Genomic DNA, 14,875 nt, shown 5'->3' with positions numbered 1-14,875 from the left:
CTCCACCTGCCCGGCCGCGGCAGGTGACAACAGCACCTCGCCGACACCGGTGAGGCCGGTTGCCTCCCCCGAATACGGGCGAGGCGGCCACCATGCCCGGGCCCGGCACCGGGCCCCGTCGAACCTCGCCCTGGAGGCACCCGCGTGTACGCGATCGGCATGTGCGTCGATGCCCGCTACCTGTTGCCTGCCCTGGTCACGCTCGGGTCGGTCGCCGACCACCTGCCGGCGGCCGACCGCCGCGAGAGCGCGGTACGGGTACTGACCAACGGCCTGTCCCCGGGGCAGGCCGCCGTGATGGAGTCCTTCGCCCGCCGCTGCGGGTTCGGCTCCTTCGACCTGCGCTGGCAGACCCCGCCGGCCGAGAGCATCATGGCGGACACCGCCTACATCTCCGTCGCCACCTACCTGAGGTTCGGGTTCACCCCCGGCTTCCTCGACCGGCCGTTCCTGATCTACGTGGACGCCGACGTACACGTACGCGGCGACGTCTCCGCACCTCTGGACGCGCTGCCGGCGGACCGGATCGGCGCTGTGCAGGACGAGTTCAACCCGGCCGTCGGGCAGTGCCCGGCACTGCCGGGGGTCGCCGAGCGCTGGCCCCACCTGGTGGGGCGAACCTACTTCAACGCCGGGATGCTGTGGGTCCCTGCGCCGATGCTCGCCCCCATGCGGGTCGGGGTCCAGCGGGCCTTGGTCAACGGGCGGCAGTACATCAAGCACAACGACCAGTGCGCCCTGAACCTTTGGCTGTTGTCCTCCGGGGCCGTGCATCCGGTCGGGCCGGTGTTCAACCGGTTCGAGGTGGACCGGTTCCTCCAGCGGGGGGACTGGGTCCGCAGGGTCCTCCGCCGCCCGGTCACCCGCCGGGACGGGCACGTGGTGCACTTCGTCGGGGGCCACAAGCCGTGGATGCGCTCGTGCCCCGGCACGGAGGACGTGCGTGCCTACCGGCAGCAGATGCACCGCACGCTGCGGCACGTGGCCGGGGCGGGCGCACGGTGACCGGCAGTACGGTCCTGGCGGTAGAGAGGGCCTGCGCGGAGCTGACCGGGGCGGCGCCGGCCGAGACTGTCCGGGTCCGCCCCGGGCCGAAGACGGCCGTCTACCGCGTCCGTCTCGCCGACGGCCGCCCGGTGGTGGTCAAGCTGTTCGCGGCCGACACCACCCACGGAGCGGCCGACGAGGCCCGCCTCCTGGCCGCCGTCGCCGCCGCCGGGCGGGTGCGGGTACCGGCCGTGATCGGGTACGGCCCCGTTCCCGGCCTGGCCGTCTCCGCCCTGGTCACCGCCGATGCCGGAACGAGCACCTTGGGCGACGCCGTCCGGGTCGGGCAGATGCCGCGTCCGGCGGCCCTGCTGAGGCTCGCCCTGCTGATGGCGGCCTTCCACAGCACCAAGGCCCCGGCCGGGGTCCCCCTGGCACCGGGCATCGGCCAGCAGGTCAGCGCCCTGGCCGCCCACTGCCCCAAACAGGTCTTCGTCCGGCTCGCGCCCGCTCTGGATTCAGCCCAGGCACGGAAGCTGTGTTCCAGCCGCGAGCCCTTGCGGTCGGCGGATCCCGCGAGTGCGCGGGAGAGGCTGTAGTTGAAGAGGACCAAGTCGGTGGACCCCACGCGCTCAGCCCGGCGGGCGTAGTAGCCGGCTAGGGCTGTGGTGACTGCGGCGGCGCACAGCGGAGCCTGGCCCGCACCCCCGATGACACGTAGGCGATCACGGATGTGGCCACGACCTCGGCCACCACGTACGACGCCCGGGCTCTGCCCGGCATCCATTCCCGGCTGGGGCGTCGCGGCCAGCTGCCGGGCAACCCCATCCGTCAGCACCGCCAGAACGAGAGCTTCAGCCGGGACGACTTCCACATCGACTTCGGCTGCTGCCAACTGACCTGCCCCCAGCGCCAGGTCAGCAAGGGATCGCACGGCCCCTACCCGACCTCCTCGCCCACCGCGGCACCGCTGATCACGGCACGGTTCACCAAGGGCAGTGCCAGCCCCGCCCAGTCCGCACCCGGTGCACCAAGCGTCCGGAACGTCGGCTTCCGCCTGCGCGAACTCCGAGACCTACAGATCCGAGTCCGCGCCGAGCAGCAGACGCCCAACTGGCGGGCTCGCTATGCGGTCCGCTCCGAGTGAAAGACACCGTCAACGAATTCGCCCATGGGCACGGCATACGCCGCTGCCGGAGACAGGCGAAGGCCCACCTGCAGCATGTCCTCACGGCCATCGCCGTGAACATCGGGAGACTCAGCAGCCTCCCGCCGACCGGCGAAAGCACCTCTGCCACGGTCACCAACCGCCTTGCGGAACTTCCTGGACCAGCACGAAATCCAGCGGCCAAAGTCCTGACGAACCGCCAGCGACTGACGTCGACAACTGCAAGATCCTCGACAGTGTCTAGAATTGCGATTCGCGGTCGGTATCGGCGGAGGCATCACGCGTGGGTGACGGCAAGGACAACGGCAAGGTTCTGGACATCAGTACGGCCGATATCAAGTTGACGGCGCCGGTCTTCCACACGCAGGGCCAGAACTTGAGCAAAGCGCTCACGGCGCTCGTCACCTCCCTCGACGGGCTCGGTAAGCCGTGGGGAGATGACGAGCAGGGCAAGGCATTCGACGACGCCTATAGCCCCCAGCAGAAGGCCATCGAGAAGGCGGCCGGCACCCTCGTCCTCGGTCTGGTCAGCATCCACGAGGCGATGACCGACATGGCGGACGGGCACGTCGACAACGACGAGCTGATCGCCGGGATGTTCACGAAGGTGCTGTCGAAGGACGGCGAAGGCCACGACAGGGGCGACAAGTGAGCATCGAGGACGAGGCCAAGGACCTCCTGCTCACGCTGGGCCTGTGGTGGCCAGATGCCAATTCCGGCACCCTGCGGCACGCCGCCGATGCCTGGCGGACCTTCGCCGACGCCGTCGACGATGTACGTACGCCCGTCAACAACGCGGCCTCTTCCCTGATCACCAACAACACGGGTGAGGCGATAGAGGCGTTCGGGACCTTCTGGGGCGGTACGCCAAGGGCAACGACGCGGGCTGGCTCAGCGACCTCGCCGAGGCGTCCCGCCAGATGGCCGAGGCACTGGACAAGTTCGCCAAGGCTGTCGACGACGCCATCAACAAACTCTGGACGCAGATCGGCATCGATGCCGCGATCACCGTGGGTGGCATCGCGCTGGCCTTCGTGACCGCGGGTGCTGCCGCGGGTGCTGCCGCCCTGGCCACCGAGGCCCTCATCGAATTCGGCGCCACTATGGGCATCGCCGTCACCACCACCGTCGCCGAAATCGCCGCCGGCACGCTGGTCGCGGCGGCCTTCGGGAGCATGGAGTCGGTGACCATCGACCTCGCGGTCGCCCAGCCCCTGAAGATCGCCACCGGCATGCAGAAGGGTTCAGCCTCGACGAGATCAATGCCGCGGCAAAGGACGGCATGATCTACGGCGGCGTGTTCGGTGCCGCCGGTGGTGTCACGAAAGCCGGCATCGAGGGGAGCCTGTTCACCAAGACCGAGGTGCCGCTGATGCTGCGGCCGCCGACGCTCCGACCCGACCTGGTCGAACTCGGTCCGGCGGCCCGGCAGTGCAAGAGCACTCCGTGCGTCGGAGAGCCGATCGACGTGGCGACCGGCGCCATGCTGATGACGCAGACCGACCTCACACTCCCCGCCGACCTCCCCCTGGTCTTCGAGCGCACCCACCTGTCCTCGTACCGTGGTGGGGTGTGTTTCGGCCCCACCTGGGTCTCCACCCTGGACGAGTGCCTTCAGATCGACGGGGAAGGGGTGGTGTTCGCCGCCTCGGACGGCATGCGCCTGGTCTACCCCGTTCCTCAGCCCGGCGAGCCAGCCCTGCCCGTCAAGGGCGCCCGCTGGCCGCTGGAATGGGACGGCAAGCCCGACGGCGTCATGACCATCACCGACCCGGACTCCGGAGTCGTCCGCGCCTTCGGTACCCCCCTCCCTTCCGGCACCTTTGGTGTCTTCCACCTCCCGCTGGACAGCTGGCACGACCGCAACGGCGCTCGCATCGACATCGAGCGCACGCCCGACGGCATCCCCACCGCGCTCCGCCACTCCGGCGGCTACTACCTCGCCGTCGACACCCAGGGGCCGCGCATCACCGCCCTGCGCCTGCTCGACCAGGCCCCGTCGCGGTACGAGCCCTCGCCGGGCGAGGACGCCGGTACGGTCGTCATGCGGTACGGCTACGACGAGGCGGGCAACCTCACCGAGGTCATCAACTCCAGCGACGAACCACTGCGTTTCACTTACGACGCCGAAGGGCGGGTCACCTCCTGGACCGACCGCAACGGCACCTCCTTCGCCTACTTCTACGACGCCCGCGGCCGAGTCGAGCGCACCGAGGGCAGCGACGGCTTCCTCTCCGGCACCCTCGCCTACGACGACACGGCGCACACCACCATCTACACCGACTCCCTCGGCCGCCGCTCCACCCACCGGTACAACTCCGCGGGCATGGTCGTCGAGGAGACCGATCCGCTCGGCCACACCACCCGCACGCAGTGGACAGAGCGGGGCGACAAACCCGTCTCGGTCACCGATCCGCAGGGCCGTACGACGCGCTACACCTATGACGAAGCCGACAACCTCACCGCAGTCACCCTGCCGGACCAGACCGTCGCCCGGGCCACGTACAACGCGCTCGGCCAGCCGGTCGAGGTCGTCGAACCCGGTGGTGCGACCTGGCACCACACCTACGACGAGCTCGGCAACCTGGTCACCACCACCGACCCGCTCGGCGCCGAAACGCACTGCGCCTACGATGAGTCGGGCCACCTGGTCACTGTCACCGACGCCCTGGGCCATACCTGCAGGGTCACACCGGACGCGGCCGGGCTGCCCGTCGCCGTCACCGATGAACTCGGGCACACCACGGTGGCGCGCCGCGACTCCTTCGGCCGTGTCGTCCAAGTGGTCGACCCACTGGGCGGGACCACCCGCATGGGCTGGTCGACCGAAGGCAAGCCGACGTGGCGCGAGCATGCGGACGGCAGCCGCGAGTCCTGGACCTGGGACGGCGAGGGTAACCCGCTCACCCACACCGACCCCGCGGGCAACGTCACCCGCCACACCGCCACGCACTTCGACGTACCCGCCACCCGCACAGACCCGGACGGCACGGCATACGCCTTCGCGTACGACACCGAGCTCCGGCTGACCGGAGTCACCAACCCGCAGGGGCTGACCTGGACGTACGCGTACGACGATGCGGGCCGACTGGTCACGGAGACCGACTTCAACGGCCGGACGCTGACGTACACGCACGACGCGTCGGGCGCTCTGGCATCCCGCACGAACGGCGCGGGCGAAAAGCTGAGCTTCACCAGGGACGCGCTGGGCCGCGTCGTCGAGCAGCGCACCGACGCGGGCGCCGTCACCACGTACGCCTACAGCACATCGGGCCATCTGATCCACACAGCCAACGCGGATGCGGCGGTCTCCATCGCGCGGGACGCCCTCGGCCGTACGCTCACGGAAACCGTCAACGGCCGGACCATCACCTACGTGTACGACGTGCTCGGACGTCTCGTCCGGCGCACCACCCCGTCCGAGCTGAACTCGCAGTGGACCTACGACCCGGCAGGGCGCCCCGCGGCGATCAGTACCGAGGCTGGTTCCCTGACCTTCGCGTACGACGCCGCGGGCCGTGAGACCGAGCGCCGCCTCGGCGACGGAGTCACGCTCACCCAGTCCTGGGACGCCGCCCACCGCCTCACCGAGCAAACACTTTCGGGTTCGGGCCGGGTGAACGAGGCCGACCGTCTCCTCCAGCACCGCACCTACGCCTACCGCGAGGACGGCTACCTGACCGAGATCCGCGAACTGACCTCGGGGACCCGTCGGTTCGACCTCGACCGACTGGGCCGGGTCGCCGGGGTCCGGGCCCACGGCTGGACCGAGGCGTACGCCTACGACGCAGCAGGCAACCTCACCCACGCCACGGCCCCCGCGCACGAAGCCTCTGGCGACCGCGCATTCAACGGCACCCTCATCCGCGGTGCCCGCCACACCTCGTACGAACACGACGCCCAGGGCCGCCTGATCCGCAAGACTCGCAAGCTCCTCAACGGGCAGCAGCACACTTGGACGTACGCCTGGAATGCGGAAGACCGCTTGACCGAGGCGGTGACGCCGGACGGCGACCGCTGGCAGTACACGTACGACCCACTGGGCCGCCGAATATCCAAGCGGCGCTTGGCAGAAGACGGCTCGACCGCCGACCGCACGGACTTCACCTGGGACGACACCCGCCTGGCCGAACAGAACACGTCCGACGGCCAGGTCACCAGCTGGGACTACGCCCCGGGCACCCACCGCCCCCTCATCCAGACCGACCACAGACCGCTGGTCCGGGAGCAGGGCGCGTCCCTGCTGGTCACACTGGCCCAGGACGCCTCGGCGGACTACAGCACCCGCTTCCACGCCGTCATCACGGACACGGTCGGCACGCCGACCGAGCTGGTCACCCCTGACGGTGAACTGACCTGGCAGCGCCGCACCACGCTGTGGGGCGCGCACTTCCCCGCCCCGACGGACACCACATCCGTAGACTGCCCACTCCGCTTCCCCGGCCAATACGCGGACCCGGAAACCGGCTTCAACTACAACTACTTCCGCTACTACGACCCCGAAACCGCCAGGTACATCAGCCCGGACCCGCTGGGCCTGGAACCGGCACCCAACCACCACGCATATGTTGTGAACGCGTTGGGCTGGACCGACTCGCTGGGGCTTGCGGCACGGGGGCCGAAGGATCCGCTTGACCTTGGGAAGGGGTATCGAGGGCGATTGGACACCTGGTAGGAAGGGATGAAGGGAAAAGACTTTGAGATCCACGTCTACGACAAATCTGGCCGCGAGGTGGGTATCTTTGGCAGCGACGGCTGGTTCAACAAGCACCGGAAAATAGGTGCAGATGTTGAAGTTCCGCCAAGTGTCGAAAATGCGCTGAAGGGGAAAGCCATCGACACCATGCGGCGGCATGGACGCATTGGCCCGAGGGGGACCGAAGACGTCACCGGAGATAAATGGCAGCGACCCCGTCTTGCCTCGGAAGGCTGTAAATGAAATATGTGAAGGCGGACTGGGATTCAGAGATGCACGGGTTCAACCTGGACCCGAGTGCCTATCTCGTCGAACTTCCGCAGATGCGGGACGCGTTGCCAGCCGGAGCCTGGGCTTTTGCTTCCGATGCCGAGCACTACAGCATGCGCAGTGCCCGATCTGTAAAAGACCTCGAACTGGCAGGAATCTTCGTGCCGACGGACAAGCGTGGGGTCTTGACCCTGGAATTTTCCGCCAACCAGTGGAAGCATGAATCCGGTCTTCGGATTCGGTACTCCGGGGTCTCGCATTTCTCGATCGACTACGACCAGTCGATCGACTGGATGCAGGCCGATACGGTGCTCCTCGACGAGATCCTTCCGCGGCATGATGGTTGTAGCCACGAAATTGTGCTGACCGATGCGTCGATCACTGTTCACTGCCAGGACCTTGAAGCCGTATGGGGTGCCGCGTGATGAGCAGTCTTGCACCGGGACGCAGGGGCCGTCGCCCATCGTCATCGGAGTCTTCCTTCTGGCCGGGCTGGCCGGCGTCGGGTGTGGTGCGAGCTGGGCGTTCAATGTGCGGGGCATCGCGGTGCGGCGGGCCGAGGGCATTCGGCAGCGCCAGCAGCCGGTAGGGCTGCAACTGGCGCAGCCGGCCGGTTCGATGTGGACGCAGTCCTGGTACCACCGGGTCCTGGGGGCGGCCATGACGGGCGCCGGACTGGTGATGGTGGTCGCGGGGTATGCGCTCTGGCACCTTCGCTGACGCGTCCCGGCCCCGGCCCGGGGGCCGACCCAGGGCTGGGGCTGTCGGCAAGGTGAGGGGGAGCGCTACGGGAGGTAGCGCTCGACGACCTGCGGGCCCTCCTTCTCGATCAGCTCGCGTGCCTCTTCGAACTGCTCCGGAGCGGGCTCCTGGCCACGCGCCAAGTGGGGCCCCTGGAGGATGCCGCCGGAGCCGCGGGCGTGGTATGGGTGGCGCATGATCGCCCGGACGGGCGGCGGGGTACCCGTTCGCGATCCTGCTGATGGCGGTGGTCTGCGTGAGCCTGTACGTCATCTTCAAGAGGCGCGACTGGCTGTCAGAGTCCGTGGTGCGCCCGTGTCGTGAGGAACGGGGCTAGGAGGTCGTCGGCTTCCTCCCAGCGGAAGCGGTCGGCGCCGCCTCCGGACTTCGGGCGGTGGGGCTGTAGCTCCCGACCAGGAACCGTTCGGCGAGGCTCCGCCGGTACGCGTGATGGGCAGCGAGGGCGGTGTTCGCGTAGGGCAGGCGGTGGGAATGCCCATGCCCGGAGCCTCGCAGCGGATACCGAGGGCGCGGCTGTCCGCGAATCCGGCCGCCCACTTGTTGAGCGTGTTGAAGGTGGCCGGGGCGACGGCGAGCGCATCGGCGGGCGGGGAGGACCGTACATCGCTGGGCGTGCGCCACACGGACTTCATGGGTTGACCGGTCCGGTCAGGAAGGAAACCCCTGCGTGATGGCGACAACGGCGACCTCCCAACTCCGCCCGTGCCGTGGTCAGGGCGACCGTCCGTCCAGGTGGCGGGCGGTCCCGAAGTCGACGACCTTCACGTGAGGCCGCTGGGCCCGACGTCATGTCGGGCCCATCGGTCGTTTTCACGGAACCCCCGGCGGGGTTCAGCGGCACAGGGCGGTGTCCACGGCGCGTTCGAGATTTCTCCGGCCCGCCTCGTCGGTGAGCTGCATGGTGACTGCGACGTTGGTGGCGCGGCCGTCGTCGGTGGCGCCGCCCCGGGTTTCGTACCCCGGGAAGCTGCCGCCGTGGCCCCAGGAGAGGCCGCCGCACGGCAGCGGCCTGCTGACGAGTCCAAGTCCGTAGCGGGCGGCTGGGCCGAAGGTCGCTTCGGCGGGGACGGTGGAGCGCATCTGGGCGAGCTGGGCCGAGGGCAGGAGGTGGCCCGCCAGGAGTGCGCTGAAGAAGCGGTTGAGGTCAGAGTTGGTGGAGACCATCTGGCCTGCCGCCCAGCCCCAGGAGGGGTCGATCTCCGTGATGTCGCGCAGCGGTCCGTCCGCCGGTTCCCGGTAGTAGCCGTGGGGGTGGGGCTCCCGGATGCTCGCGTCACCGGGGGCGGGGAAGTAGGTGTGGCGCAGCCCGATGCGCTTGATGATGCGCCGGTCCATCTCCTCGGCCAGGGGGCGGCCGGTGACCTTCTGGACGATCAGGCCGGCAAGCACGTAGTTGGTGTTGCTGTACTTCCAGCTCGTCCCGGGGGCGAACTCGGCCGGGTGCTGGAGGGCTGTGTCGAGCAGTTCGCGGGGGGAGTAGTACCGCACGTCGTCCCCGAGGTAGTTGCTGTAGCTGGGAAGTCCGCTGGTGTGCTGGAGGAGCTGGCGGACGGTGATGTGGCGTCCGTCGATCCCCTCTCCGCGGACGAGTCCGGGCAGGTAGGTGTCCACGGTGGCGTCGAGGCCGATCTTCCCTTCGCCGACCAGCTGCAGGACGACGACCGCGACGAAGGTCTTGGTGTTGCTGCCGATCCGTACCTGGCCGTCCCCGGGCACCTTCGAGCCGGTGGCCAGGTCGCCGAGCCCTGCGGTGTAGGTGCGGGTGCGGCCGTCACGGTCCTGGACGCTCGCCAACGCGGCGGGCATCCCGTCGTCGCGCACCAGCACGTTCAAGCTCTGCTGGACGGCGTCCGGCCCGGCAGCGGCAGCGGCAGCGGCAGCGGCAGCGGCAGCGGCGGAGGCGGCTGAACCGGAGGCGGAGGCGCTGGACGGGGCGAGGACGCCCGTGGTCATGACGCCGATGACCAGCGCGGCCGCGGCCGACACAGCTCGTCGCCGCCCGCCGCCCTGCTGCTGCCGGGTCGGGGAAGGAAGGCCCTGCCGGGTCTGTGCTCGCATGAGTCAACTCCTGGGGAATCGTTCGGTCGGAGCACGAATCCTGGTTTCCAGGGCCCTTCGACCGCATCGCGGGAAGGCGGGAGAAATCGCTCCCCCGATCGGGGGAGGCTGCCGGTGGGCTGCCCGGCGATACTGGCGACCATGATCAGGGGAATTCGGCCGCTGTTGCACGGCTCCACGTATTCGGGTGTGCTGTTCGCCTATTGCGGCGCTCTGGCGAGCCTTCCGCTGCTGCCTTTCGCCCTGTTGCCGGCGCTGTCGTGGCAATCCGCTCCCGAGAGCGTGCAGATCGTCCTGGTCCTGCTGGTCTGGGCAGCACTGGTCGGCGTGGCCGGACTGGCGCGCCCTGTACGGCGGGCGCTGGTCGTGTCCGCCCGCCGGCTGCTGCGGGTGCCGCTGCCGATTCCCGTGGCCGGTCGCCGGACCTCTGGTTCCCCCGGCCTCGACCACTGGCGGACCCCGCTCTGGCTGGTGCTGCACGTGGCACTGGGGTGGACGGGCGCGCTGGTGAACGGCGTGCTGATCATCGCGGGCCTGACCCTGCCGGGGGGCTGGCTCCGCTCCAAGGCGGAGCTGAGTCTGTTCGGCTGGTCGGTGCGGGCGGAGGGTGGCTGGGGCAGCTGGGCGGTGGCACTCGGCTGCCTGCTGCTGGCGGCGGCCGTCTGCGTGGTGGTGACGAACGCTCTGCGGTGGCTGGCGCCGAGGCTGTTGGGGCCGTCGTCGGCCGAGCGGCTCGCGCTGGCGGCCGAGCGGGAACGGCTGCTGGCCGAACGCAACCGACTGGCCCACGAGTTGCACGACTCGATCGGGCACACACTGACCGCTGCCACGATCCAGGCCGCCGTGGCCGGCGAGGTGCTCTCCGCCGACCCGGCGGCGGCGCGAGCCGCCATGCGCAGCATCGAGGAGTCGACGCGGGCCGCGCTGGAGGACCTGGACTACGTGCTCGGAGTGCTGCGCGAGGAACAGTCGGGAACGGCCCCGACCCGGACCCTGGCCGACCTCCCCGAGCTGCTGGACCGCCTGCGGCACGCGGGCGCGGTAGTGGAACCAGAGTTGTCGGGCGAGCTGGCACAGGTCCAGGGGACGCTCTCCCGGGCGGCGTACCGGATCCTCCAGGAAGGGCTGACGAACGCGCTGCGCCACGGGTCGGGCGGCCCGATCGAGGTCCGGGTGGCTGCCGGGCCGGACGGACTGGATCTCACGGTGGTCAACCGGACCGGGGCACGGACGGGCCCGGGCCCGGGTACCTTCTCGACCTCCGGCCACGGTCTGCCCGGACTGGCCGAGCGCGTCAGGCTGCTGCACGGCGAATTCCAGGCCGGTCCGGACGGGACGCAGCACTGGCGGCTGGCCTGCCGGCTGCCGGCACGGGCGTCGGCGTGAGCGGATCCGACGCGGGCGAGGGCACGGCCCTAACTTCCGTCACCAGCCCCTGCATCACCCTCCTGATCGCGGACGACGACGAGGTCACCCGCAGCGGCCTGCGCATGCTGCTCGCCGCACAGCCGGGGATCACGGTGGTCGGCGAGGCCGCCGACGGCGTCGAGGCGGTCGAACGGGCGAGGATCCTGCGACCGGACGTGGTCCTGATGGACGTCCGGATGCCGCGTCTCAACGGGATCGAGGCCACCCGCCAACTCGTTGCCGAAGCGGCCGAACCGCCGAAGGTCGTGGTGATCACCACCTTCGAGAATGACGGCTACGTCACTGCCGCCCTCAGCGCGGGCGCCAGCGGCTTCGTCCTCAAGCGCCTCCCGGTCCGCCGGATCGCCGAGGCGGTCCGGGTGGTGGCGGCGGGCGAAGCGGTACTCTTCCCGGCCGCACTGGGCCGCATGGTCGCCCCCCGCCCGCTGGGCTCCGCAGAAGCCCTGCCGCGGGCCGCCCTGACCGGCCGGGAGGAGGAGGTGCTGCGCCTGGTGGCCACCGGGCTCTCCAATCCGGAGATCGCGGAGTCCCTCACGGTGAGCCTGGAGACGATCAAGACGCACGTCGGAAATGTGCTGACCAAGCTCGGCGCGCAGAACCGGACCCATGCGGTGGTGATCGCGTACGAGTCCGGCCTGGTGGTCCCGGGCTTCGCCGGCTGACCGGCTTCAGTACGGGCCGCGACGCAGCTCCGCCCTGCAGTCCACGGTGCCGCGGATCTCCGGATCGCCCTCCAAGACGCGGATGTCTACGGTCACTACGTACGTCGCTGCCACTACATTGCGTAGCCTGCCCCGCCACTCGGATCGGGAACTGGCCAGCGGGGATCCGTCTTTCCGAGCAGCCGCGGCTGGGGAGAATCCGGGGAGAACGAAGCCGCCTCAGGGAGCGGCTGGGGAGGATCGGCCGTACAAACGGGTGGCACGCTGAAAGAGCTGGAAAGGCGAGTCTTCGCAGCCCAAGATGATTCTCCAGCCGATTTCCGCAGGTCAGCGCCGCGTGGGTGACGACTTCAAGAAGATCTCCAGCTGGGCCGCCATCCTCTTCGCCCCCACCCTGGTCGGCACGATCTACCGCATGAACTTCGCCACCATGCCGGAACTGAGCTGGCACTTCGGCTACCCCTTCGCCATCCTGCCCATGGCCGTGGTCTGCGTCAGTTTGTACGTGATTTTCAGGCGGCGGGACTGGCTATAGAGGGCAACCTGGGCTTTCGATGTTCCGTCTACCGCGCGCCCTCCACCCAGCGAGGGCCTGGCCAAAGCCGTGCAACGCGACCGCGAGGTCCACGAGTGGCTCACCGCCGCACGTGACGCCGATCTTCCCGTGATCACCTCGGCCGCGGTACTCGTCGAGGTGATCCACCCCCGGATCAACGACGCCGCCCTGAAGTGGACGCTGTCCCGGCTGCAGGTCGCACCGGTCACCCAGGCCATCGCCCAGTCCGCCGCCGCCCTACTGCGCGCGGCCGGACCGCATGGCCACGAGTACGCCATCGACGCGGTGCTCTGCGCCACGGCCCTGACTCAGCCGGGCCGCGTCACGATCCTGACGTCCGATGCAGAAGACATCGGGATGCTCACCGCCCCTCACATCCGTGTGGTCACCGAGAAGGTCTGATCCACATGCGCGCTCCCGGCCCGACCGAGGGGTGGCGCCCCGACCGGCGCGGTCCCACTCGTGTCGTCGCGGAGGTCGGTCGGTCAGCTCGTCGCCCGTACGGCGTCCCTGATCAGGTCGGCGACCCGGGTGGGCTCGGACAGGACGACGGCGTGGGAGGCGTCCGGGAGTTCGACGACGACGGCGCCGGCCCGTGCGGCGCCGAAGCGCTGGACCTCGGGGCCGATCGTGCGGTCGGCTCCGGCCACCAGGGCCCAGCACGGTTTGGTCCGCCACGCCGCCGCGGACGCGGTCTCGGTGAAGGCGGCGGTGGCGAGCGGGCGTTGGGCGGCTGCCAGGACACCGGCAACATCCTCGGGCACGTCCGCCGCGAAGACGGAGGGAAAGGCCGTCTCCTCGATGGTGACCTCGACCGCGGAGTCGCCGTCGAGGAGCGGGTACGTCCACTCCTTCAGGTTGCCCGTCAACGGGGACTCGGGGAAGCTCCCTTGGAGCTGGCCAAGGCTCTCGCCCTCGTGAGGCACGTAGGCCGCCACGTAGACGAGCCCGACGACGTTCTCCGCGGCGCCGGCCACGGTGATCAGCGCACCGCCGTACGCGTGGCCGACGAGTACGACCGGGCCGTCGACCTGCGCGAGGACGGAGGCGAGGTAGGCGGCGTCCGACGTCAGGCCCCGCAGCGGGTTCGACGGAGCGATCACCGGGATGCCGCTGCTCCGCAGTTCCGAGATGACGCCTATCCAGCCTGTCGCGTCGGCGAAGGCACCGTGCACGAGGACGACGGTGGGGTTGGTCATGCGAGTTCTCTTCTCGGTGTCGGGCCACGCGTGGGTCGTCGTCACGACGGTCAGGGCCTGGCCCGGAATTCGGCAAGAGGTCCCTGCAGCTGTTGCTCACGGTGGAGCCGTGGAAGCGGCACCTCTTGTAGTGCGCGCATTCACGCCGTCATGACGGCGCACACGCGCCTCAGCGCCTTCGCTCGTCCTGGGCGCCGGGAGCCGGCGGTGCGAAGGCCGAGGTCGCCAGCGCCTGCCATTCGCTGGGGCTCATGCCGTAGGCGCCGCGGAACGTGCGGCTGAAGTGCGAGGGGCTGCTGAAGCCCCAGCGGTGTGCCACCGCGGCCATGGTGATCCTCCGGTTGGAGCGGCCCAGCTCCAACCGGCAGAACTCTAGCCTGCGCTGCCGCACCCATTGGCTCACCGTGCTGCCGTCGTTCTGGAAGAGCTTCTGCAGGTACCGGACGGAGATGTGGTGGGCGCGTGCGATCGACTCCGGTGAGAGGCCCGGGTCCATCAGATGCTCTTCGATGTAGCCGTGGATGCGGGACAGCATCTCGTTGACAGCCCCTGACGCGTCGTCGGCCTCGTCCGTCGTGTCCGCATCGAGGAGCTCCATGACCAGGACGGAAAGGAGGTGTACGGCCGTCCTGGCCCGCCGGTCCCCGATCGTGGACCGGCGGAACTCCGCCTTGGCGGCGAGCGCGGTCAGGAAGTCGGACGTCAGCGCCCCGAGCCCCTCCCCGCCGCGTACGGGTACGCCGAGCACCTGGTTCAGTTCCGACTCCGTGACGCCCAGGTAGCAGCGGGGCACCCGGAAGAAGATCATCTGGCAGTCTTCGCCGAACTGCAGCAGGTGCCGTCGGGCCGGGTCGCAGAAGACCAGGTCGTTCGGCTCCAACAGGGTCTTGGCGCGCTCGCGTACGACGGTGACGGGCCCACGGACATGGACGCCGAGGTAGACGTGGGTCCGGTCGTTCGCCTCCGGCATCTCGGAAAGCATCTGGACCAGCCACCCCGAGCGGGAGGAGGACGAGGCCGGACCGGGCGCTTGCCGAGGCACCCGTTCGGGCGCACGTGACATCAGTGTGAGGGTCATGGGGATTCCTA

General features: G+C 69.6%; 13 protein-coding genes and 3 pseudogenes. 12 read left to right on the top strand and 4 right to left on the bottom strand.

Going from position 1 to position 14,875, the window contains the following annotated elements; translation table 11 throughout:
- Nucleotides 1–144: 144 nt before the first annotated feature.
- From OHA65_RS30165 to OHA65_RS30130, 8 genes and pseudogenes are all read left to right on the top strand, one after another.
- Nucleotides 145–1,005 (top strand): glycosyltransferase family 8 protein, encoded by an 861-nt coding sequence (locus OHA65_RS30165; RefSeq protein WP_405762780.1) that lies wholly within the window; start codon nt 145–147, stop codon nt 1,003–1,005.
- Nucleotides 1,002–1,586 (top strand): phosphotransferase, encoded by a 585-nt coding sequence (locus OHA65_RS30160; protein ID WP_405762778.1) that lies wholly within the window; start codon nt 1,002–1,004, stop codon nt 1,584–1,586. Before OHA65_RS30165 ends, OHA65_RS30160 begins: the two co-directional genes overlap by 4 nt.
- A 134-nt stretch (nt 1,587–1,720) precedes the next feature.
- The gene (locus OHA65_RS30155) at nt 1,721–2,134 is read left to right on the top strand and encodes a hypothetical protein (protein WP_405757486.1); all 414 of its coding nucleotides are present in this window, start codon (nt 1,721–1,723) and stop codon (nt 2,132–2,134) included.
- 304 nt (nt 2,135–2,438) lie between these two features.
- On the top strand, nt 2,439–2,807 hold the full coding sequence (locus tag OHA65_RS30150; protein ID WP_405757483.1) for a hypothetical protein: 369 nt from the start codon (nt 2,439–2,441) through the stop codon (nt 2,805–2,807).
- Nucleotides 2,804–6,776, top strand: a pseudogene (locus tag OHA65_RS30145) (DUF6531 domain-containing protein); the annotation flags it as partial. The gene OHA65_RS30150 and the pseudogene OHA65_RS30145, both read left to right, overlap by 4 nt.
- A gap of 60 nt (nt 6,777–6,836) precedes the next feature.
- On the top strand, nt 6,837–7,094 hold the full coding sequence (locus tag OHA65_RS30140; protein ID WP_405762776.1) for a hypothetical protein: 258 nt from the start codon (nt 6,837–6,839) through the stop codon (nt 7,092–7,094).
- Nucleotides 7,091–7,546, top strand: a complete 456-nt coding sequence (locus OHA65_RS30135) for a hypothetical protein (RefSeq protein ID WP_327279328.1) — start codon at nt 7,091–7,093, stop codon at nt 7,544–7,546. The genes OHA65_RS30140 and OHA65_RS30135 overlap by 4 nt, the downstream gene beginning before the upstream one ends.
- Nucleotides 7,536–7,841: a hypothetical protein gene (locus OHA65_RS30130; protein ID WP_405757477.1), complete on the top strand. Its 306-nt coding sequence runs from the start codon at nt 7,536–7,538 to the stop codon at nt 7,839–7,841. Before OHA65_RS30135 ends, OHA65_RS30130 begins: the two co-directional genes overlap by 11 nt.
- Nucleotides 7,842–8,157: 316 nt before the next feature.
- Here OHA65_RS30130 and OHA65_RS30125 read toward each other — a convergent pair.
- Together OHA65_RS30125 and OHA65_RS30120 are read right to left on the bottom strand one after the other, a co-directional pair.
- Nucleotides 8,158–8,582: pseudogene (locus tag OHA65_RS30125) on the bottom strand (flavoprotein); the annotation flags it as partial.
- Nucleotides 8,583–8,714: 132 nt separating this feature from the next.
- The gene (locus tag OHA65_RS30120; RefSeq protein ID WP_405762774.1) at nt 8,715–9,941 is read right to left on the bottom strand and encodes a serine hydrolase domain-containing protein; all 1,227 of its coding nucleotides are present in this window, start codon (nt 9,939–9,941) and stop codon (nt 8,715–8,717) included.
- 141 nt (nt 9,942–10,082) lie between these two features.
- Between OHA65_RS30120 and OHA65_RS30115 the strand changes: the two genes are divergently transcribed.
- The 4 genes and pseudogenes from OHA65_RS30115 to OHA65_RS30100 all read left to right on the top strand — a co-directional run bounded on the left by OHA65_RS30115 (nt 10,083) and on the right by OHA65_RS30100 (nt 12,989).
- Complete coding sequence (locus tag OHA65_RS30115) at nt 10,083–11,327, top strand: sensor histidine kinase (RefSeq protein ID WP_405757469.1); 1,245 nt, start codon at nt 10,083–10,085, stop codon at nt 11,325–11,327.
- A complete protein-coding gene (locus OHA65_RS30110; RefSeq protein WP_405757466.1) occupies nt 11,324–12,031 on the top strand; it encodes a response regulator in 708 nt (235 codons plus the stop codon). Before OHA65_RS30115 ends, OHA65_RS30110 begins: the two co-directional genes overlap by 4 nt.
- Before the next feature lie 343 nt (nt 12,032–12,374).
- A pseudogene (locus tag OHA65_RS30105) lies at nt 12,375–12,566 on the top strand (CorA family divalent cation transporter); the annotation flags it as partial.
- Between the two features lie 69 nt (nt 12,567–12,635).
- A complete protein-coding gene (locus OHA65_RS30100) occupies nt 12,636–12,989 on the top strand; it encodes a DNA-binding protein (protein WP_405757464.1) in 354 nt (117 codons plus the stop codon).
- Nucleotides 12,990–13,072: 83 nt separating this feature from the next.
- Here the strand turns inward: OHA65_RS30100 and OHA65_RS30095 are convergent, their stop codons facing one another.
- Together OHA65_RS30095 and OHA65_RS30090 are read right to left on the bottom strand one after the other, a co-directional pair.
- Nucleotides 13,073–13,786, bottom strand: a complete 714-nt coding sequence (locus OHA65_RS30095) for an alpha/beta fold hydrolase (RefSeq protein ID WP_405762772.1) — start codon at nt 13,784–13,786, stop codon at nt 13,073–13,075.
- 169 nt (nt 13,787–13,955) lie between these two features.
- Entirely contained in the window at nt 13,956–14,756 is an 801-nt protein-coding gene (locus OHA65_RS30090; protein WP_405762770.1) for a helix-turn-helix domain-containing protein, read from the bottom strand.
- Nucleotides 14,757–14,875 lie beyond the last annotated feature (119 nt).

The sequence above is a fragment of the Streptomyces sp. NBC_00045 genome (assembly GCF_045041095.1).
Lineage (GTDB): Bacteria > Actinomycetota > Actinomycetes > Streptomycetales > Streptomycetaceae > Streptomyces.
Note: the sequence above shows the minus strand (reverse complement) of the source record. Positions and strands in the feature narration are given on the sequence as shown.